This window comes from Hufsiella ginkgonis, from assembly GCF_009834915.1.
Taxonomy (GTDB): Bacteria; Bacteroidota; Bacteroidia; order Sphingobacteriales; family Sphingobacteriaceae; genus Hufsiella; species Hufsiella ginkgonis.
The window spans coordinates 751,465-772,793 of record NZ_WVHS01000001.1; the positions used below are offsets into that span (position 1 = coordinate 751,465).

Consider the following 21,329-nt stretch of genomic DNA (forward strand, 5'->3'; position numbering starts at 1 on the left):
GCAGTCCCAGCCCTCCAGCTTATCGTTTACAAACCGAAGGGTATACCCATCTTCGCCGCGGTTCAGGGGTTACAGATCTTGCAAGGCGTATAACCGTTTAACAATGCGTTAGCGCGGGATAGGCTGATCTTACTTTTCAGATACCCGCAGTTGCCCCGGTGAAAGCGTTTACCCGTCCTGGTGACGTAAACGGTGGTTTCCAGGGGCTCCGGCGTTCCGGTCGCCGCCGGTGTTTCCCCGGCTGCGGCAGGGGCCGGCGCTGCCTTCCAGCCAACGTCCATTTTCCATGGACTTAACACCACATATAATAAGACGCCCACCACGGCAATTGCCGTGAAGAAGCTGATTTTCCATTTATTCGGTTCGGAGGTTGACACTTGTTGGACGTGAGGTGGTGATCCGTTGACGTTGTTAAAAGATGTAATGGATACCGTTTCGAAAGTACTTGCGCAACGCCTGCCGTTTTTACGGGAAACCGTAAAATAGCCGGTCCCGGTCTGTCAAAACCAGTTTTCCTTCCATTTACGGTTTTCCGTAAAATTCCGCGCTTCCGCCGGCCTAGTTTTGAACCGGTCCAACACCCGGATCTTTCACAATGGAAATACTACATAACATCTTTAGCGACGCTTTAATTACCCCGGGTGCAACCTATCTCCGTCTCGTAATCCATCACAATAATAATATATGAAAACATTGATTTACCAGTTATTGGGCGCCCTCTGCCTTCTGGCAACTTCCTGCAATAACGGCGGCGGAGACCCTTTTGCCAGCGTCGACCTTTATAGCCAAGGCCTGCCCGCTACACTCATGGCCTACCATGATCTGCGGGCTGGTACGCAGCAGAAAACGGGGCCTACAGCCTTGTACATCGACTTTTCCGCAGGCATTTACACTGCTTTCGGTACGGAAATCATCCGCCGGTCGATGTCGGAATGCTTTAACGCGGTACTTTCCAATCAGTTCGAAGTGTACAAAATGGCCATGGAGAAGGTAGCGCCGCTACAGGTAAGCAGCAGCACACAGCTTGGCCAGATCGTCAGCGACCCGAAACAATACCTGGACAGGCGCGCTCCCATCCAGGCGGCCGTAGAAAAGATCGTATCCTCCAAAAACGACGCCCTGCTGATCACCGACTTCGAAGAATGGCAGAACAACGCCGAAGTGACCACCACCGCTTATCTGAAGATCCCTTTCTCCAGGTGGCTTAGCGCTGGAAATTCGATTTCGTTCTTCATAGCCGATTACAAAGAAGGCAAAACCGACAAGCACATTTACTTTACGGTGTTTACCTATGGAAGAGCTTCCGGCAAAAGCCTGATCAGCAAGATCCGTCCAAAACTTGCTGAATTCCCCGCAAAATTCGACCTGGCGGCCGATGCCTACACGATCACCACTCACTATGCAAAACCCCAATTAGGCGGCATCTTCCAGGATTTGAACGGTTCAGGTAAAGTCGGACAAAACATTCTCGATGTACAGGAGACCGGCTATATCTATGGCCTGAAAGAGAATCGCCCGTTCGAATATTACCCGCTGGGATTGAATTGGGCGTCTATTGCGGAAATTCAAAAAGAATACGCCGCACAGAACCAGTTTAAAGACCTTTTCCGCGGCCTCTACCTCGATATAACCAACAACGACAGCTATGATTACGGCGATTTCGATGTAAAAACATACGACATCACCGGGGATTTTGAACAATACGCCAGATTCGCAGAAGCGGGCAAACACAAGCCGTCGATGACCAAAGGTGCCGACGGCGAAAGCCGGATCTCCGGCCAGGAGACCGACCCCATCGCGCTTGCCTGCTACGAGCAAAACGGAGCGCTTAAAAAGCAGTTCGTGTACGAACCAACTTCCTATTCCGCTTTGAACGAGGTGTTCGTTTTGAATAAGGCCTTATTCGATAATACCTCAAAGCCCGACAAAAACGCTGTTGAGGCGGCCGTTTCCTTCTCCCCCCAATTCGCTGCAAACCAACTTCCCGGTCCGCACCGGCTGGTACGCGTTGACCTGGCGCTGAAACAAGCTTCTGTGAACTCGGGTAACCCGGCGCTTCAGAAGCTCAAATGGACAAACGCGAACGGCACCCCGAACGTGGGTCTTTACGAATCCGTAATGAACACGCTCACCGAGCTTAAACCGCAAGATCAAACCGTATACACCTATTATATCAAAACCACCGAAAACTAAATTATATTATGGAATTAACTACCGCTTACGTCGTTTCGGGCATTACCACGACGACACTTTTACTTGTGGCCGCATTTATAGCTACCGCGATCAATTACGAAGGCGGGGCCCGCCCGAAAGATCCCGCCAGAAGGCGCACCTGGTTTTGGGTGATCGCCGTGCTCAATCCTGCTATCATTTACCTGCTCGGTTATTACCTGTTCATGCCGGAAGCGAACATCATGATCGTAAAGCGATACGTGAACGCGCTCAGCATCGGCACCGCCGCGGGTTTCGTGGGCTACATCGCGCTAGGCTATATCCTGAGCCGGATCTACCGGACAGGTAAGATCGGTCACTGGTTTTAACAAGCTAGGGTTATGGACAAATTATTCATTATCGCTGTAGGTGGCACCGGGATGCGCTGCCTGGAATCGTTCGTACATCTTTGCGCCATCGGCCTGTTCGACAGCCAGGAGATCGAGGTGCTTACGCTCGATACCGATCAGACCAACGGGAACAAGGGCCGTGCAGAAGAGCTGATCCGTCTTTACAACCGGGTCAAATCATCCGACGCCAATGAAGGAGGCACGCCGAACGTGAACACTTTCTTCTCCGCCAGGCTTAATCTCCACCGGTTCTTTACCAATTACGCTGGAAAGGGTCGCGAAAACTACAAAAATCTTTCGCGCCTTACCGCTGGAACGGTGGAACAACAGCGCGACAACCAGCTGCTGTCTGACCTGTTTCTCGACAAACAATCGGTGCAGGAATTTAACCTCGCACACGGCTACCGGGCGCAAACGCACCTGGGTTCGATGCTTATTTACCACGGTGTTACGGAAGCTGCCCGTAACCTAGCCCGTGGTATAAACGTGCAGCCGCAGGAAAAAGAACTGGAACAATTTATCCATAAGCTGGAGCAAGCCGGTGCACATGCACGGGTATTCGTGTTTGGATCTGTGTTCGGCGGCACCGGCGCTTCGGCCATCCCCGTACTGCCTAAGGCGATTAAGGACTTCGTGCACATCCGGTCGGCAGGCGCATCCAGCATCGATCTCACCAAAACGAAATTCGGCGCTACGCTGCTAACGGAATATTTCAGCTTCCGCAAACCGGACGATAAGCATCGGGCGACGAAAGACGACAGTGTTATCGCAGACTCGGCTTTCTTCCCGCTTAATAGCCAGGCAGCGTTGCAATTTTACCAAAGCGATCCTACCGTACATAAATCGTACAAGTTGCTTTACCACATCGGCTGGCCGATAGAAAGCAAAAAAGTGGACGAGGGACAGGAAACAACAAAAACCATCACCGGCGGCGCCGAGCAAAAGAACGACTGCCATATCGTAGAGTTGCTTTCGGCCTGCGCGGCCTACGACTTTTTTACGCGGAGCACTAACCTCGACGGGACTAAGGCGGAATACGTCTACAAGGCTGTATCATTTACCGCCAACTCTTTCAATTTCAGCTATAACGACTTTGTGGGCAACACCAACCGCGCGGGAGAGCGCTTCGCCAACAAGTTAGGCGCGTTTTTCTCGCTGGCGCATATTTCACTCACGGAAAACGGCGGGGCCAGGGGCGACCTTGGGATCAAAGCCTTCATCGATCGCTGCCAGACACAAAACATCCGGCAGTACGATGGCATTACCGACATGGAATGCAACCACATCAACGAGTACTTCAAGCATTTCGCTTACTCGTTTAACGGCGGCGCGTTCACCCCGGGATGGCTGTACCAGGTACGGAACTCCATCGCACCGGGCAGCTTCATTTTCAGCAGCAAAGCATTTCCCGATAACACATCCGAGCTGGATAAGCTGGATGTCGGTTCCATCTTCTCCGATACTAAATACCACTGGCCCAAAAGCCTCATGAGCGGTCGCTACGACCTGTTCGTAAAGAAACTGGTGGAGTCTGGCCCCGCCGATTCGCAGAAGGTAAATACCACGAAAGAAAAATTCCTGGCCCATCTCTACAACGCCATTTCAAGCTCCCAGGGTTTTAACCTCAACTAAGTATACCAATGACCGAAAATAAAATTAAAGGGCTGGTGATCAAGGTTAAGCCTGCCGCCGAGCCCCAGGGCGTGGAATTCGCCTGGGATAAGATCCCGCAGCTGGAAGTGTTTACCAGGAGCATCCTGATCCCGGAGATCGGCGTCGATCAGCAGGGCGGTTCCTCCGCCAATATCGGTTCGATCGTTTCGGGGATGCCTACCGTTTTCGCCCGCGCGGGCCTGTTCGAGCAAGCGCTCATGCACGTACAGGATAAGGACGCCGAAGCTTCCGGTCTCCTGGCATTTTACAAATCGCTGGTAAACGAGTGGCGGGGGCTGATCAGCTGTATCGCGCTTAATTACAAGGACCTCAGCATCCAACGCGTGCACCTGGCTTACTCGGACGGCAAACCGATCGAAGAAACGGAAAATATATACGAGCCTAAAGGCGCTTTCGGAAATGCATTGTTCGAGCGGAAACCGTTGTGGTGCGACCCTTCCCTGGCGCATAATGCGGCCCGGATCCCGTTTATCGATGTGATCTCCTACAAAGGGCAAGTAGTTGGCGGCACCTCGCCCGATTCGTTTTTATTTACCTCCGTGGCCTGCGAGATCCGCGAAACGCTGCCTTTCGTGAGCATTCAAAACCAACGTTTCGCAGACCCTCTTACCTCCGATTTACGCCCGGAGGAGCTGTTCAAGATTTATGGCTACGCCAATCATATCCTGAAGAACATCGAACATTTCCGGAATCAATTTGCGATCCTGGATGAATCCATCCGGCCGCAATACGGTCACCTGTCTTCGGCCCTGCGGTCGTGGATGGACGAGATGATCGCTTACCAGCAGGTAAAAAATTTCCCGAAACTGGATACTCAAACTCCGCCCGAGGTGGGATCGCTTTTCCAGGAGCCTTACGCGCGATTGTTTAATTACTCAACGGTGCTGTATGGCTCGGAAGGAGTGATCTCAACAGATGCCACATCAGACTCCAGCATCTTGTTCGATCCGAAAGACTTGTTACTGCCCGACTCCACCGAGCTTCTCCAATTCGATTTTGGCAGAACAGGCATTTCCACAAAAAATTATCTCCGGGAGAAACCGGTGCTCCTGCTCCCGGCCGACATCAAAGGGCAGCACGGTTATTACGCTTATTTCGCGCTGCCGCTTACACCGCTGGCATTAAACGTGTTCGGGGCTAACCTCGACGCATTGGCGGGCTTAACCGATGCGCCCAATATCCGTTCCAGGATCAGCGCGGTTTACGATCCCAACCCACGAACCGGCGAGAAACTGATCGTTCAGCTAAAGCTGATCACCGACTCGGGTAACGAGATCATCAAACAGATGGTTTACTCCGTGATTAAAGATCCCGTTATCGGGCGTGATATCCTGATGTGGCCAAACTTTATCTCGAAGCAGTGGGGCCGCTACTTCCTGTACTCCGAAATTCCGCATAACGATTCTAAGTTCCAGGCCACACCTTTCGTAGGACGTTCAGAAGATGAATTTTTCAGGATCGCCGTAGATGAGCGGAATATTCCGCTTTACCTGGCAAGCAAGGGGCGCGTCGCCAGCCCGGGGGATTCCAGCGGTATTTCCGCTAAGCTGCACATCTCGTCTAACAATTCCGTCGCCGACAATAAATACAAATACGAGATCTACGAGAGCGATCAGCCATTTAAAGGAATTAAGTTCTCGCATGCCGGGATTGATTGTGGGTTCGCTATGATCCGTTACACCGGCACGGTAAGCAGTAAAACACTGCCGGTGAATATGTTAAGTACCGCAAAAAACTTGTCGCCGGCGTTCCTGGGCGTCGATTTCGGCAGCACGAATACATCCGTTGCCTATTGGTCAGACACTGCGGGCAAGGTGTGTGATAGTCTCAGGCTGACCAATAAACGGGTGTCGCTGCTGGGGAACGACAATAAGAACAACGATGAGCGACCGGCGGTAGAAGATGAGATCTTCTTTTTCCAAAATGACGAGATCCTGAGCAATTCCATCAAATCGGTACTCACGCTGCACGATACGCGGCGGGTGGTAAATGATTCCGGGATCCAGCAGGATTCGCTGTTGTCGCAGGCTGTAAAAGGCGGCTTCCCGTGCTTCGAAAAGAATCTGCCGATTAACGATGCACAGGAAAACCGGTACTTTTTAAGTTACAACCGGGTGGGTAGCGCCGAGTTGGTGTACAACATGAAATGGTCCACCCAGGTGCTCGACAAAAGCTACAAGACCGCTTACCTGAGCTCGTTGCTGCTGCACATCTATGCACAATTGTTCGTAGAGAATCACGAGCCGACCACGCTCAAGTGGTCCTACCCATCGTCTATGGGAAAGGATATGCTCAGTGAATACCGCGCGATCTGGGATTCGCTCACGAGTATCAGTCCCCTGAAAGGCTCGCCAAAGCTGATAACCTACCCGCCCTCCGATCTGTCGGATATCGGCAATACCGAAGGCAGCGCATGGACCCTGCCTGGCGCCCCAGCCGATTCGTGGACAGGGGCCGGCATTGGAGGGTCACCCGGTTGGGGTACCGGGCCCGCTGCAGACCCGTGGTCCGCGCCGTCTGCAGATCACCCCAATAATGGCTGGGGTGATATGACACGGGAAAAACCAGCGGAAGCGGTCGATATCCCGGCAGATCATGGCCCGATTCGTTTCGATTTTGCCGAATTGCAGGACAACGAATCACTATCCGAAGCATGTGCCCTGGCGAACTACCTGCTGCGTGCAGGCGGTTACCCGGTAAGCCAGGGTGAATTGCTGTTATGCTTCGACATCGGCGGCAGCACCACCGACATCACCGTCCTCTCCGATCTCGGACGGGGGAAGGCGATGATCAAGCAAAACTCCATACGCTTTGCTGCGGAACGTTTGGCGCAGGCCACGCGACATTCGCCCAACTTTAAGCGCGTGCTGCTAAAGATGTGTGAGCAGAAACAGATCTTCATCCAGGGATTGAACAAGGGAGAAGATAAATTTTCGTCGAGTACGGCGCCTTATTACTTTGAGCAGGTGGTTGACCGCCTGGAAGCTGCGGATTTCGAATCGTTTTACCGCCTCATCGCCGCCGAATGTAAAGAAATGATGAGCGTAAACCTTTACATCACGGGGTTGATCATGTTCTATGCCGGCCAGTTGGTGCATAAGCTGCGCGAGGAGATCGTCCGTTCAGAAGACGCCACAGAACTGGTAAAAGCCAGGGCTCCCAAGGTCAGGATCGCTTTTGCCGGAAAAGGTGCGCGTATTTTCGACTGGTTCAGCGCGGTAGATCCAAAAGCGGCCAACGAATACTACACCCAGCTATTCCTGCGCGGCATCGGCGGCGAATCGGTGGCCCGGAAAACCATCAGCCCGATTGAGGTGAACCCGCTGAAGATCATCGATATCAACTCGCACCGCAGTCAAAATAATGGGGACGTGAAGTATGAAGTATCTAAGGGGCTCGCCATCCCGACCAATCAAACACGCATCCTCGTACCGAAAAATAAACAGGCGATCGAAATCCTGGGGGAAGAGAACTTCTGCATCGTTAAACCCGGCGGGCAGGTAGAGTACCTCGATTCCACCAATTCCATCGTCCCGAAAATGCTCGAGCATATCGGTTCTCACTTCCTGTACCTGGTTGAACCGGGCAAGGCGCCGTGCCCCAGGTTCATGGACTTCGCCGACCTGTTCTACAAGGTATCCTCCGCTATGTTCGGCCTCAAAATGCGTCCGGCGGATTTTATGGCCGGTTTCCAGGATATGAACATCGAAAACTACATCAAGGCCATCCCGGAATTTATTGATGCCCAACGCCGGAAAAAGACGGAGCAGAAATCGTTCGACTACGTAGCGCCGATCATTATCCTTGAAGGCATGAAATTCTTTGAAAAGCACCTGCTGAAAGGCATCAATATACGGTAGCAATGGATTTTGGTGTATTGGTCAAAGTATCCCGCAATTCTGCGACGTTCTGGTACCAGGCGGCCGGAAAGCAGCACGCGCCGCTCGTGGTGCGCGATACGAACGAGGTGCCGCTGTATTTTTTCGTGGAGAATAACCAGTTCATCTTTGGCTCTGCGGCCCGCGATCGCTGGTTTAACCACGACCCCAACGCCTTTGGAAACTACTTTGAGATCAGCCAGGACCCATCGGGACAATTCATCCTGCACAACATTCCGAAAAGAGCCAAACAACTGCTCTACTACGGCATCGAACAATACCTCTCGCACTTCCTGAACAAGGTGCTGTATAAAAGCGAATCCATTGAGTCATACCGGCAGAATTTCCCCCTGACGTTTCTTTTCGATGCCGACCTGGCGGAACCGGAGCGGGACCTCGTCGAGCAGCTATTCACAGAAGCCGGTTACCGCAACATTTCTGTAATCAGCCAGCACAACGCACTCATCCAATACCTGCGGTCCGCCGGCTTCCTGGAACCGGGCGTGGCTTCGCTGGTACTGGCGGCATTGGACGACACCCTGTACATGGACCTTTATTCTGCGGGGGCCGCAAGCCCGGTAAGTGCCGCCCCGTTAGCCGACCAGGGCGCAGATCCAAGGATCAGGATCATGGCTGGTATGATCCTGCAATATATCTTAGATCAGAATCCCTTTCTCGAGCTCGATATCGACCACGAAGTAAGCGCCCAGCTCTCCTTTACTGCCGAACTTCTATCCGCCGGAGGCGTCATCGTAACAGGCGATGCCGAACTGACAGATGGCAGTAAACACTGGTTCAGGATCAATACCGGCAACGTGGAGGAGCGCCTCCAATTTTACCAGGACGATTTGTTAGTTCCGGCATCTATCCAGGAGCTTATCCGTACGGCGGGGCTTAACCCGGACAAAGTGGTTGTGCTCCTGGTAAGCGACGAGATCAAGACTTCTTATTTCAGCACCCGCTTGCTTAACCGGTTCCCGCATGTCAGGAATATTGAACCGGCACACCTGGAGGCGATGCGCCAGTATGTATTTAAAACGATCACCCCTATAGCAGGCAAACAGACGCCTTCGCCGGCGATGCCTCCTTTAAAAACGGTAAAAAATCCGGAAGCACCTGCGCCCGGCCAACCGTCGGGCCCCGTGCCGAAACCCCCGCCATTACCCCCGCAAAAGCCCCCGCTCCCGGGATCAAAGCGCCCGCCTGAAAAGCCGCCGGGTTTCACGCCACCACCATTGCCGCCGCATAAAAAAACTTAAACAACTATGGCTATACAACTACAAAAAAAAGTACCGGTTTCGCTGACCAAAGTGAGCGGCGGACCTAAAAAATTCACGGCGGCGCTGGGTTGGAATCCCGCAACTGCCAACGGGCATTCCATAGATCTCGATCTCTCGCTTTTTATGATGGCCGCTAATGGGAAGCTTGTTTCAGACGCGTTCTTCATTTTTTATAACAATCCAACCAGTCCCGACGGGGCGGCTCATTATCCCGGCGACAGTCGCGCGGGAGAAGGCGATGGCGATGACGAAGTGATCGAGATCGACCTGAACCGGATCGACAGCCGTGTGGAATTTCTTTACTTCGCCGTCACCATAGACCAGGCCGAAGCACGCGGCCATCACTTCGGTCATGTAGCCGATGCTTATATCAGGCTCCGGAATTCCACAGAAGTGGTCTGCGAATACCGCCTGAACGAGACTTATACGCACGAAGATTCCCTCATTATTGCAAGTATTACCCGTAATAACGGCAATTGGCACGTAGAGGCGATCGGCCAGGCATTTGCCGGCGGATTGGCGACACTGGTGGACATGTATCAATAAACCAACACAACATGGCAAATTTTAAACTTCAAAAAGGGGAACGGTTCTCCTTGTCAAAGGCCGCCCCAGGCCTTAAACAGATTAAAGTGGGTATGGGCTGGAACCCGAACGAACAGCCCGGCGGACCGGAATTCGACCTCGACGTTTCAGCTTTTGCGATAGGGAGCGATTTCAGGATCCCGTCAGATTCATACTTCGTTTTTTACGGGCAAGTGGAAATAGGGAACTGCCGGGAAGACACGCTGGAGAAGGGACTATTCCGCCCGGTAACCGAAGACGGGGCAATTACCGGCGCCATCGACGATCCCGACGGGCGACGGAGTGATGGCGACGATGACGAAGATATGCTCATCGACCTTGACCGGGTGAACGGCGAAGTTGAACAGATCATTATATGTTGCACCGTCTGCAAGTATCCAAACGATGTAAAGAAAGACCGGAGGACACTGAACCTTAACTTCGGACAGATCAGCGGCTGTTACATCCGGATCGTCGACCAGCAAACCGGTGAAGAGATCGCGCGGTACGACCTGAAGGAACGCTTCACCAACGAGGATGCCATCGAGTTCGGTCGCTTGTTTCGTGCAGGCCGGAGCTGGGAATTTGAAGCGATGGGCCGGGCCCATACCGGTAGTTTGCAAACGCTGGTAGACATGTACACCTAAAATTAAATGACATGACATTCAATCTTCAAAAAAAAGAGCAGCCAGGCGGCGATCAGAAAAAATCTACGTTCGACCTTTCAAAGAAAGCGGCAACGGTGGCGGCCTCCCCAAAGCGGTCGAACTGGCCTTACCTTGTTGTAGCCTTACTATTGGCCGGTGGCGCTGTACTGTATGTAGCCAACCGTGACGAAAGTCACGGAACAAAAGGCAATCACGTCACCGAAGCCGGAATAAAACCGTCGGCAGCCACGGAACCCAACCCGCCCCATGAAGCTTTAACTGCGGCATCGTTCGGGGTAGGGTCTGCGGAACTTGCGGGGATAGACGAGGTTACGATCAAACGGATCCAAAGCAAGCTGAAAAGCGGAAGGGTAAAAGTGGAAGTGCATGGTTATGCAAGCAGCGAGGGGACATTATCGCTAAACCAGGCGATTTCGCAGGCCAGGGCAGAGGCGTTGAAAAAGGTCCTTGTTGAAAACGGGATCCCGGCATCAGCGATAAAAGTAACAGGCATGGGAATCGGGCACCCGGTGGCATCGAATGAAACGGAGGAGGGGCGCCGGAAAAACCGTCGCGTGGAGGTGATATTCGTGGAATAGCGAGCGGCGTGCCAGGCGCGATTGGGCATAGTGCTTGGAAGCAAAAGCCGTAGTAAACTATCAACGTTGATAGCCTACATAAAAATTTCATTTTTCAAAACCTTTCTATTTCAACGCGGTTATATTATCAACAACAACGTACATTGACAGCCTGAAACCACCACATCCGTAACTGAGTGAGCCTTATGGGCCGACAATTGGTTATCGTGGAACGGTTGAAGCGAGGAACGATCGCCGCCAGTTACTTTAATAGAAACAGGGCATGCCGAAAGACCTCCCGGGCGCCGTCCAGGCGCTGCACGAACCTACGGGTAACGCAGAGGCAGACGGAGGACGCAGGCCTACATCCGTGAGGAAGAGAGCCGGTCGGTTAAGCGTTGTATGTAGATCTTCATGTTGTTACGACAAATGGAGAACTGAAACGGGAGCTATTCGCAGGAATGGGCTCCCGTTTTGCTTTTAAAGCATGAGAACGACACGTCACCAACAGCCAAAGTCTCCGAACCCCGGTGAGATGACATAAATATTCACCCTTACGGAACGCGCTGGGTCTCCCCAATAATTTTGCCTGATCCATTAAAAAGATCATTCAGCACCTTAATACGGAACGCGAAGATCCCATTTAGCTGGCGTTTCACGAAAAGGGCGTTCGCAGCCCGCCCGAGTGGCCCGAAAGGAAGTTTGTAGTGGACTTCGTCGGTCATCAGCACCCCCTCGTCCGCCGGCTCGAGGCGATGCTGGTGATGCCAGAACGCATACGGACCGAAACGCTGCTCATCTACGAAAAACCGGCCTGGCGTTACGTGCGTGATCTCGGTTACCCAATGCAGGCGGATGCCGAGTACCGGGCGCACATAATACTCGATCAGCTGGCCGGCATACATTACACCGGCCGTTTGGCCAAGTACTTCGAAACCCATATACGGCGGCGTGATCCTGGCCAGGTTATCGGGCGTGGCGATAAAATCCCAGGCAGCCTGGGGTGTACAGTGGAGCAGTTGTGCCGAACGGAGAACGTGGAGCATAGCTTCGGGGGTCGGGGTTATAGTATACGTACGAATTCGGCATGAAATAGTTTGACGGCACCATTATATGCGCCCTGCTTACGATATTATTTCGGAAATTTAATGCCTGGGATTGACCGTAACCAAATCATCCCACACTATACCCATGAAAAGAATCGCCTTCTTCCTGCTTTCGCTCACCGCCCTTTCATCGTGCCGGCGCCCCGCGCCAGGATACCTGCTGGTAAGACAAGATACCACACAGCAACGCGCTCAATATGTATTCATGAGTCCTGGTGGCGACACGGTAAGACGCCTCGATACCGCCAAATACTACGTTTGTTTTTCCGACACCGTCCGCGCCTTCGCCATCGTAGGCATCAAAGGCCGGAAATCCTGGTGGGCGATCGACCGCGATGAGAAGCCTTTATTTCAAGTATATAATACCAGCGACGGCGAACCCACTCCCGATGAATTGCGGTACGGCATGATCCGGATCGTTGATGATAAGGGAAGGATCGGGTTCGCCAACGACCGGGGAAAGGTGGTAATTTCGCCGCGTTTCGAAGCCGCGTCTAACTTTTACCGCGACAAGGCGATCATCGGCGGCAGCTGTAAGAAAGTGCTTTGGTGCTGCGAGGGCGAGAATTCTGATAAACATTACATGATCGATTGCAAACAGGCAGGTTTTATAGACAGAAGCGGGCGCATCAGGAAAATGGGCGCATATTCCTTTGAAGAAATGGAGAAGCTGAGCGGGTGGAAGCCGGACCAGGATTAGGGAGGCAAATTACTATTAACGTCCCCAGTTATTTCTTTTCCGCATTACCTATAACAACTGGTAAGACTCCCGCAGGTAAGTGAACAACACCGGCCGCAGGTCATCCAGCACGGCCACCCGGATATGATTTTCGAACTTGTTGCCGGAAGCCACACTTTTTAGCACCAGTTTCTCCGGGTGCTGCGTCCTGGAATAGAACTTAATATCCAGGTCCTTCTTCATTGGCCGGATCACCAGGAAGGTGAGCCGCCGGGTGAAAACGATACAGTTCGGGGTGGTACCTACAAGTACGCCGTCCCAGTCGGCAACTTCCGCCAATATCTTATCGAACACCAGTACGAGCTCCGGTGACCTGCCGGCAAACAAACTGTCAAGGCTAACCCGTGCGCAATAATGGCGTTGTTCCGGTTTAGGCAGCTCACGGTCACATTTCGGGCAGGTCCAGCTCATTCCCTCATCTTTTTTGGTTAAATTTAACAAACGAATCGATTTTATCCGGCGGGAAAACCAATGTCTTTCGATTTGCAGTTGGATTACCTGCCCGGTCGGCATTGTTGTCATATTAGGGCGTCTTTTCCCCTCCCAAGTACTCGTAAAAGGTAACCTGGCCGATCGTTTCCATCGGCAGCGATATTCGTTTCGCTGCCGAAGATTAAAGATGCAACAAATAGAATGATCGGTAAGAGAAAGAGTTTTATACGGAATTGTCGATCATGGATGTCGAACTTAAAACTGGTTATTATTGAACCACGGACACCTTACTACTTACTCTTATAAAACCCATGGATCGCGTCGATCAGCTTTTCTAATTCAGGCGCATCGTCCTGCATCACTACCAGGTCCATCGTGCCAATAGCAATGGGCTCGTTGTCGCCGTAGGATGAGTTCAGGTTTTTTTTAAACCAGATCGTGAACTTTCGCACTTTATTACTGCCGATCACCCGGTGCATTTCCATATCCTTCCAGGGGATATTGGTATACTTCAATTCCATTGGTTTGGCTGCTGCTCCCGTTGCATCTTGTTTTTTTTCGGTTAACACGACGCCGCTTTCCGAAACTTTGAACGATAATACGATGCGGGTTACGCCCAGGTAATCCATGTACCGCTGTTTAGTCGTTTTGTTCAGCAATCGTTCCACACGGCTGAACGTTGTTTCCAGGGTTTCGGGCTGCTGCGCCTTGCTGAACAACGAGCAGGCAAGAACGAGCAAAAGGGTGCAAAGCTGTTTCATGAGTAAGGCAAGGTAAACACCTATTTCGCCGGGAACACCCCTGAAAAGATCAGCCCGATCGCATTCGCCGAGTAGTCGACCCCGAACTGATCGCGATAGCTCATAGATGTGTACCGCAAGCCAACCCATTTGTAAGCAAGCTCAAAAACGGGTCCGCCGGATGCTTTGAACGATACATTGCTGCCGATACCATCCGCATTAAAGCGAATAGCCTGGTGACTTACCCAGCCGGCGCCGAAACGCATTTTCGGGGTTAACAGCCAGTTGGCGGTCACCTGGAGCGGAACGCGCGTTAAACGGATATGCGCGTTGTCGGCCGCGGTGGTCACGTATTTAAAACCGACACTCGCGCGCAGCGGAAATTTTTCGAGGCCGCCAAAGGTAACTTCACCCCCAGCTGCCACGGCCAAGCCTTGCCCGGCTTTTACCGACTGCGTTTCGCCATTCGTAAAATAGATCTCGGCCACGCGATCTCCGCCAAGCTCGAGGCCACCTTCGAGCAGGAAACGAACGTTAACCGGCTTTTTATCGGCGCCCTGCGCAAAACTTTGAATAGTACATAGCATAGCATATAAGCAAATGCTTAGAGAAGTTAAGTATTTCATGTAATAAAGTTTAGGGACGTGAAGATAGGAATTTCGTTTTATTTTTCGTCGGTGATACATGCCGCCGGCCTCCCCCGGTTGGTTGCCAAAGTACCCGCTCAGCAGGTGGCCTCGTGCACCACCTTCAACTTCCGTTTCCTGTTCACCTTGTACGATTTTTCGATACGGTCGATCAGCGCGGAGACCCAACCCTGCAGTACATCGATCTCGTTTTCGGTAACTTTTTGCCATTCATAGGCGTGCGTAATGTCGGCCGCGTGCATCAACAGGTAAAATAACCGCACTTCTTCGGCGGTGGCGCGCGGAAAGGCAGCGCCGATTTCGGGTGAGAAGCGGGTTACGGCTTCGAGCTGTTCCCGGGTATTTACGGCCTGCCCGTGGCGTACCGGCAGGGCACGGATGATGGCGGTTAACGCAACGGCGGTGGCCTGGTGAAGCAGGTATAAAGCGAGGTGCCGGTAGCGGTTGTCGTCTTTATACCGATCGGCGGAGTACGCGAATTCGTCGGCGGTTAAGATCAGTTGACTCCAGGCTTTGGGGGTGAGTTTGTTAGAAGTTGTATCGGGGTGTTTGGTTAATGCTTTCATGATCGTATCTATTAATAGTGAACAATAACTAGTTGAGCAAGGGATCATCCCCACATGATCGCTAAACGAATACTTGTTCGAAACGGTGGGGGTGGCCCGGCAGAACGGCGCGGGAGGCGTAAAGGCCTTTGCGCGGGGAAGCATCGTTCTGTCTTGAGTTTGGTTACTTTGGGTCAAGCCAATTACGGCCCCTCCGCCAACTCCCCCAGCAACTCATCCAACGCATCATAAAACTGCACCAGCCCCGCCATCTCCAGCGGTTCCAGCAAATGGTACTCGCCGGAGACGGTGCATCGGTACCAGTGCCATAAGCGTTGGCGTGCACCCGAAGCACGATCGGCACCCGCGGTTGCGCCGCCGCCATAGGTTTGGAAAAACTCGAGGACGTGCAGTTGCAACGCGCCGCCCGTTTCGAACGCCGGCGAAGGGGGAAATGATTCCTGTCCGGTAACTGCCGCCGGGTGGCTGATGGTTTGGGATGGGGTAAGTTTGAGTGCGTTCATGTGGTCCTCCGGTTTTTTGGGTTGATGGATGGGGGGAACCACGGCAAAAAGATGGCGTGGAACCTACTTACCGCCTGGAGGTACTGGTATACCCGGAACGAGTAAGCAGGCCCACGCCAATAACTGAGCGTGAGCACTGAACACTTACCGTCTCGTTCCTTTTAAATTACCAGTTTTCCAGGCGAGAACTCAAGTGCGAATGCTTTCTATACTATAGAAGAGTTCGCAAAAATATATACTGTTGTTATGTCATGAGGTAAAGATAAAAACATATTTTGATTTGCGGTAATATATTACCGCATTTATTTTAAAAAAATCAGAGACCTTCCTATCTGCCATGTATTGATATGCAGAAAGAAGAAATTGCTGATTTACAAATTCGTTTTGGAGTACATCTTCGCAAGATTCGTGAAGACAAAGGCTTAAGCTTGCGGGAAGTAGCTGATCGGTGCGACCTTGATAATAGTAATATTTCGAAAATCGAAAACGGGCAGTTTAATATACAATTGTCAAAAATCTTTGAATTAGCGAAGGGGTTAGGGGTTAGCGCAAAAGATTTGTTAGATTTTTAGGGCGTTCCCCTGCGGGTCGGGCCATCCGCTGTACTCCTCGTCGTCGTTCCTCCTCCTGCGGGGTGCCACTCCTGTCCCTAACTCGGGAGTCGCGAAACCTCTAGTTCCTACTTTAATCGCGTTAACGGCTATGCAAGTTTAGAAGAAAATTGTTGGCAATATCTTTAAACTTGTCAAAATACACTGATCATTAGATAGTTATCAAACTGTTCAATATCTTGCGCCATAATGATACGCGCTCCAGGGATATGAATCATGAAGAATTTTATCATAGTCTTTATTATCGTAGCCACGATAACAAGAGCGAGATTAACAACTCGCTTTCTACGCCCATTGGGATATTAACGGCGTTGATCGCCGGGCTGTTTTATGTCCTTACCAACTTTGAGTTCGAAAACAGTAAAGCGCTAACGATAGTGTTTCTCGTAGTGGCTACAGTTGCAGTGTCTCTTCTCTCGATTTCGATTTGGCGATTAATCAAGGCGTTTTCTGATGCGCATGATGGCTATGATTATGCCTATTTACCCGATGCTGGGGATCTTAACCACTATCACGCCAGCTTACGGGCTTTTTATAGCCAGCAAACCGGCGTTACGAATGAGCAGGCAGTTGCTCAGGCTGATAGGGAGTTCAACGAATATCTGCTCGGCTTGGCCATTAATGCTGCAAACATCAACCAGAAGAATAATAAAAGGAAGCTATTTCACCGGTTTCAATGCCATCAGTACATGATCTACGCCTTCATTTCCGTAAGTTTACTTGTTGTTCCCTTCGGTATCAACTTTATAAGTAATAAGGGGAAAGACAAAGTGCAGCATGTGAGCGTAACAAATACGATCCCCATTGCATTAAGCGTTAGAGAAAATAGCAGATCCGCAACAACTTTTAAGACCAACGACCATGGCCAAGCAAGAAATAAAAAAGCCGACACCGCCACCCATTCAGATGATTCGAGAAGGCGTAGACCCTGACAAAAGGCCGGCTAACACAAAAGCGTCCGGAAGTAAGACCGGGAGATAGTAACGGGGAAGTTTAATGGTCTGATAACCGGTCCTGGCGCAAAGCCGTCCCGCCAGAAACCCTCTCGAAAATCTATTCCCAAAACAGGTCCTTATCCCAGCCAGCCCCTTAATTGCTACACGATCCTTAGGCGTTCCCCTGCGGGTCGGGCCATCCGCTGTACTCCTCGTCGTCGTTCCTCCTCCTGCGGGATGCCGCTCCTGTCCTTAACGCGGGAGCGTCTACATCAACAGCAGTACTATTCATCAATATGCCGGAACAAACACTTCCAATAATTGTTGGCATTTTACCAACATTGTCGTATATTTGTTAAGTGTTTACAAATACATCAGGTTAGCTCGGGCAAGACGTTGGCGAATGAAAATTCTTTACCTCAAAAAGCTGCAACAGTACGCGCGGAAGCATGCCGATGCGGCCAAAAGCCTGTCGGTTTGGAAAACGGTAACGGAAAAAGCCGACTGGAAGAAAAGCGCCGATGTATTGGTGAGCTTCCCCACGGCCAAAACGATCAAGGGTAACCGCGCCCGGTTCAAGATCGTGGGTAACAAGTATCGCCTGGTGGTGGAGGTGGATTATGAAGACGAGATCGTCGAAATCCGGTTTATCGGCACGCATGCAGAATACGATGATATCGACGCGGAAACAATTTGAACAACGGGAGTTAAACGATAGGTAACGACTATGAAAACGAAAACGCAATGGTTTTTAATTGATTCGGAGCAGGACTACCAAAAGGCCACCGCCCGGTACGAGGAGCTCAAGCACGCCGCCAAAGGCACGGCCGAGCACAAAGAGAAACTCCTGCTTGTTCACCTGATCTCCGAATACGAAAACGCCCAATGGGATTTACCAGAGGTGGATCCTGTGGAACTGATCAAAATCCGGATGGAAGATTTCGGGTACAAATCTGCCGATCTCGCCAGGGAATACGGCGATAAAGGAACCGTGAGCAAGGTATTAAACTATAAGCAAGCACTATCGCTCACCATGATCCGCAAGTTCAGCGAGTTGCTGCGCATCCCGGCGGAAGCGCTGATTAAGGAGTATGAATTGAAGGGGAATGGAGCGGAGTTGGTTTAAAAAACATATTTAAATTTAAAAAAGCACGATGACAAGTATCCAACAACGCGAAGAACTAAAACGTCGAATATGGCAAATTGCAAACGAGGTTCGTGGCTCTGTCGACGGATGGGATTTTAAACAATTCGTATTAGGAACACTTTTCTATCGATTCATTAGTGAGAACTTCGCTAACTACATAGAAGGTGGTGATGATAGCGTTATCTACGTAAATTTATCAGATGATATTATAACGCCCGAAATAAAGGATGATGCCATAAAAACTAAAGGGTATTTCATCTATCCTAGCCAACTTTTTGTGAATATCGCAAAAACAGCCCGCACCAATACCAATCTGAATACCGACTTAGCCGTAATATTTGCTGCGATCGAAAGCTCAGCGATCGGTTATCCGTCCGAAGAAGATATAAGAGGCCTGTTTGCCGATTTCGACACGACCAGTACACGCCTTGGCAATACAGTAGAAAACAAAAATAGCCGGTTAGCAGCCGTTATCAGAGGGGTGGCCGATCTGAACTTTGGAAATTTCGAAGACAGCCAAATAGACCTTTTCGGCGATGCTTACGAATTTCTTATTTCCAATTATGCGGCCAATGCGGGTAAGTCGGGCGGTGAGTTCTTTACGCCGCAAAACGTATCCAAGCTTATTGCACAGCTGGCGATGCATAAGCAGACCACGGTGAATAAAATATATGACCCAGCTGCAGGTTCAGGTTCCTTACTACTACAAGCGAAAAAACACTTTGATAATCATATTATTGAAGAAGGCTTCTTTGGTCAGGAAATAAACCACACCACCTATAACCTGGCACGTATGAACATGTTTTTACACAATGTAAACTATGATAAGTTCAGCATCGCATTGGGTAATACGCTCACAGATCCTCACTTCGGCGATGACAAACCATTTGATGCCATTGTTTCCAATCCCCCTTACTCGGTAAATTGGATTGGTGCTGACGATCCTACCCTCATTAACGATGACCGCTTTGCGCCTGCCGGTGTGCTTGCACCTAAATCTAAAGCGGATTTTGCCTTCGTGCTGCATGCCTTAAGTTATCTTTCAAGTAAAGGCCGGGCAGCTATTGTATGTTTCCCGGGCATCTTTTATCGGGGTGGTGCGGAACAAAAGATCAGAAAGTACCTGGTGGATAATAACTTCGTAGAAGCCATAATCTCTTTGGCTCCTAATCTATTCTATGGAACTTCGATAGCTGTGAACGTTCTCGTCCTTTCGAAACATAAAACTGATAGTACGACTCAGTTTATTGATGCAAGTGGTGAAGGTTTCTTCAAAAAAGCAAGTAACAACAACGAGCTCGGAGAGAAGCACATTAGCAGTATTATGGAGATTTTTGACCGTAAAGAAGAAGTCGCATACGTTGCCAGATCTATAGGAAACAGCAAAATTGCAGAAAATGACTATAACCTCTCCGTAAGTTCCTATGTTGAAACCAAAGATACGCGGGAGCAATTTGACATTACTGAATTGAATAAAGAGATCTCAGAAAACGAGAAGAAGATAATTGCGCTTCGTACCGAAATTGATGCCATAATTAAAGAGATCGAAGCATGAGGTATTTAGAAAAATTATTAGATGGTGTTGAAGTGGAGTGGAAGTCTCTGGCGGACATTTCTGATATATTTGGAGGCCTTACCGGGAAAAGCAAATCTGACTTCGAGAATGGAAATGCAAAATATGTTCCTTATAAAAACATCTTTAACAATCCAGAGGTCAACTTTAAGCAGCTCGAATTCGTAAAAGTCGCTGAAAATGAACGTCAATATGAAATTAAATACGGCGATATTCTTTTTACCGGATCATCAGAAATAGCCGACGAAATAGGCATGTCATCTGCGGTTACCACGAATCCTGATTCTGAAGTTTACTTGAATAGTTTTTCCTTTGGTCTCAGATTTAATTCAGACGTGGAGATAATACCTCAATTTTCCAAGCACTTGTTCAGGAGCCATTATATGCGCAGAGCAATCGCGAAAACTGCTAGTGGCGTAACGCGTTATAACATATCAAAGAGAGCTTTTGGAAAAATTCAAATTCCCGTCCCTCCTCGGGAAGTTCAAAATGAGATAGTTCGTATTCTCGACACCCTTACCGAGCTTACAACAAAGCTTACAATAGAGCTTACAGCGCGTAAACAGCAGTATAGCTACTATCGTGAGCAATTGTTGACCTTTAACAAGGACAAAGTGGAGTGGAAAAGTTTGATAGAGATTGGAGAAGTTCGTCGTGGCACAGCGATAACAGAGAAAGAAGCAAATCCAGGAAACTACCCTGTTGTAGCAAATGGTCCCAGTTATAACTACTATCATGATCAAAGTAATCGAAGTGGTGAAATAATTGTTATTGCCAGATCTGGGGCATATGCAGGCCTTGTAAGCTACTGGGACATTCCTATTTTTCTCACCGATGCTTTCAGTATCCACCCGGATAAAAAGGTTCTCATAACAAAATTTCTTTATTATATTCTAAAGAAGGATCAAACGAAAATTCACAACATGGCTAAGGGTGCAGGCGTTCCTCATGTTCGGGTAAAAGATTTTGAACCTTACAAAGTTCCTGTTCCTTCTCTCGAAGAACAAGAACGCATTGTTTCCATTCTCGACAAATTCGATACTCTCACGAACTCCGATAGTGAAGGTTTGCCAAAGGAAATTGAGCTAAGAAAAAAACAGTATCAATACTACCGAGATAGGTTGCTAACATTCCCAAACGATATTTAA

General features: G+C 50.2%; 22 protein-coding genes. 15 read left to right on the forward strand and 7 right to left on the reverse strand.

What is annotated here, in order from left to right:
* Positions 1-62: 62 nt before the first annotated feature.
* Entirely contained in the window at positions 63-377 is a 315-nt protein-coding gene (locus tag GS398_RS03180) for a hypothetical protein (RefSeq protein WP_160905269.1), read from the reverse strand.
* Between the two features lie 307 nt (positions 378-684).
* Here GS398_RS03180 and GS398_RS03185 point away from each other — a divergent pair, with 307 nt between their 5' ends.
* From GS398_RS03185 to GS398_RS03220, 8 genes are read left to right on the forward strand one after another with little or no spacing between them, the layout of a single operon-like run.
* Positions 685-2,193: a hypothetical protein gene (locus tag GS398_RS03185; protein WP_160905270.1), complete on the forward strand. Its 1,509-nt coding sequence runs from the start codon at positions 685-687 to the stop codon at positions 2,191-2,193.
* An 8-nt stretch (positions 2,194-2,201) separates the two neighbouring features.
* Positions 2,202-2,540, forward strand: a complete 339-nt coding sequence (locus tag GS398_RS03190; protein ID WP_160905271.1) for a hypothetical protein — start codon at positions 2,202-2,204, stop codon at positions 2,538-2,540.
* A gap of 12 nt (positions 2,541-2,552) precedes the next feature.
* The gene (locus tag GS398_RS03195) at positions 2,553-4,193 is read left to right on the forward strand and encodes a hypothetical protein (RefSeq protein WP_160905272.1); all 1,641 of its coding nucleotides are present in this window, start codon (positions 2,553-2,555) and stop codon (positions 4,191-4,193) included.
* An 8-nt stretch (positions 4,194-4,201) separates the two neighbouring features.
* Positions 4,202-8,095, forward strand: a complete 3,894-nt coding sequence (locus GS398_RS03200) for a hypothetical protein (RefSeq protein ID WP_160905273.1) — start codon at positions 4,202-4,204, stop codon at positions 8,093-8,095.
* A 2-nt stretch (positions 8,096-8,097) separates the two neighbouring features.
* A complete protein-coding gene (locus GS398_RS03205; RefSeq protein WP_160905274.1) occupies positions 8,098-9,372 on the forward strand; it encodes a hypothetical protein in 1,275 nt (424 codons plus the stop codon).
* A 6-nt stretch (positions 9,373-9,378) separates the two neighbouring features.
* On the forward strand, positions 9,379-9,939 hold the full coding sequence (locus GS398_RS03210; protein ID WP_160905275.1) for a TerD family protein: 561 nt from the start codon (positions 9,379-9,381) through the stop codon (positions 9,937-9,939).
* A gap of 11 nt (positions 9,940-9,950) precedes the next feature.
* Positions 9,951-10,604 carry a TerD family protein gene (locus GS398_RS03215; RefSeq protein WP_160905276.1) on the forward strand — a complete coding sequence of 218 codons (654 nt, stop codon included), beginning with the start codon at positions 9,951-9,953 and terminating at the stop codon, positions 10,602-10,604.
* Between the two features lie 11 nt (positions 10,605-10,615).
* Positions 10,616-11,203 carry an OmpA family protein gene (locus GS398_RS03220; RefSeq protein WP_160905277.1) on the forward strand — a complete coding sequence of 196 codons (588 nt, stop codon included), beginning with the start codon at positions 10,616-10,618 and terminating at the stop codon, positions 11,201-11,203.
* Positions 11,204-11,736: 533 nt separating this feature from the next.
* Here the strand turns inward: GS398_RS03220 and GS398_RS03225 are convergent.
* Positions 11,737-12,228: an SRPBCC family protein gene (locus GS398_RS03225; RefSeq protein ID WP_160905278.1), complete on the reverse strand. Its 492-nt coding sequence runs from the start codon at positions 12,226-12,228 to the stop codon at positions 11,737-11,739.
* 145 nt (positions 12,229-12,373) lie between these two features.
* Here GS398_RS03225 and GS398_RS03230 point away from each other — a divergent pair, with 145 nt between their 5' ends.
* Positions 12,374-12,988 carry a WG repeat-containing protein gene (locus tag GS398_RS03230; RefSeq protein WP_160905279.1) on the forward strand — a complete coding sequence of 205 codons (615 nt, stop codon included), beginning with the start codon at positions 12,374-12,376 and terminating at the stop codon, positions 12,986-12,988.
* Between the two features lie 48 nt (positions 12,989-13,036).
* Here GS398_RS03230 and GS398_RS03235 read toward each other — a convergent pair whose 3' ends face one another.
* The 5 genes from GS398_RS03235 to GS398_RS03255 all read right to left on the reverse strand — a co-directional run bounded on the left by GS398_RS03235 (position 13,037) and on the right by GS398_RS03255 (position 15,915).
* Positions 13,037-13,468 carry a DUF5655 domain-containing protein gene (locus GS398_RS03235; RefSeq protein WP_160905280.1) on the reverse strand — a complete coding sequence of 144 codons (432 nt, stop codon included), beginning with the start codon at positions 13,466-13,468 and terminating at the stop codon, positions 13,037-13,039.
* A gap of 281 nt (positions 13,469-13,749) precedes the next feature.
* The gene (locus GS398_RS03240) at positions 13,750-14,220 is read right to left on the reverse strand and encodes a hypothetical protein (protein WP_160905281.1); all 471 of its coding nucleotides are present in this window, start codon (positions 14,218-14,220) and stop codon (positions 13,750-13,752) included.
* 20 nt (positions 14,221-14,240) lie between these two features.
* Positions 14,241-14,825 (reverse strand): hypothetical protein, encoded by a 585-nt coding sequence (locus GS398_RS03245; RefSeq protein WP_202405941.1) that lies wholly within the window; start codon positions 14,823-14,825, stop codon positions 14,241-14,243.
* A 98-nt stretch (positions 14,826-14,923) separates the two neighbouring features.
* Complete coding sequence (locus GS398_RS03250) at positions 14,924-15,412, reverse strand: hypothetical protein (RefSeq protein WP_160905282.1); 489 nt, start codon at positions 15,410-15,412, stop codon at positions 14,924-14,926.
* A gap of 182 nt (positions 15,413-15,594) precedes the next feature.
* The gene (locus GS398_RS03255; protein WP_160905283.1) at positions 15,595-15,915 is read right to left on the reverse strand and encodes a hypothetical protein; all 321 of its coding nucleotides are present in this window, start codon (positions 15,913-15,915) and stop codon (positions 15,595-15,597) included.
* A gap of 347 nt (positions 15,916-16,262) precedes the next feature.
* Between GS398_RS03255 and GS398_RS03260 the strand changes: the two genes are divergently transcribed.
* From GS398_RS03260 to GS398_RS03285, 6 genes are all read left to right on the forward strand, one after another.
* On the forward strand, positions 16,263-16,487 hold the full coding sequence (locus GS398_RS03260) for a helix-turn-helix domain-containing protein (RefSeq protein WP_160905284.1): 225 nt from the start codon (positions 16,263-16,265) through the stop codon (positions 16,485-16,487).
* A gap of 218 nt (positions 16,488-16,705) precedes the next feature.
* A complete protein-coding gene (locus tag GS398_RS03265) occupies positions 16,706-17,458 on the forward strand; it encodes a hypothetical protein (RefSeq protein WP_160905285.1) in 753 nt (250 codons plus the stop codon).
* A gap of 406 nt (positions 17,459-17,864) precedes the next feature.
* On the forward strand, positions 17,865-18,158 hold the full coding sequence (locus GS398_RS03270; protein ID WP_160905286.1) for a type II toxin-antitoxin system HigB family toxin: 294 nt from the start codon (positions 17,865-17,867) through the stop codon (positions 18,156-18,158).
* Between the two features lie 30 nt (positions 18,159-18,188).
* Positions 18,189-18,587, forward strand: a complete 399-nt coding sequence (locus GS398_RS03275; RefSeq protein WP_160905287.1) for a helix-turn-helix domain-containing protein — start codon at positions 18,189-18,191, stop codon at positions 18,585-18,587.
* 28 nt (positions 18,588-18,615) lie between these two features.
* On the forward strand, positions 18,616-20,163 hold the full coding sequence (locus GS398_RS03280) for a type I restriction-modification system subunit M (RefSeq protein ID WP_160905288.1): 1,548 nt from the start codon (positions 18,616-18,618) through the stop codon (positions 20,161-20,163).
* A complete protein-coding gene (locus GS398_RS03285) occupies positions 20,160-21,329 on the forward strand; it encodes a restriction endonuclease subunit S (protein WP_160905289.1) in 1,170 nt (389 codons plus the stop codon). Before GS398_RS03280 ends, GS398_RS03285 begins: the two co-directional genes overlap by 4 nt.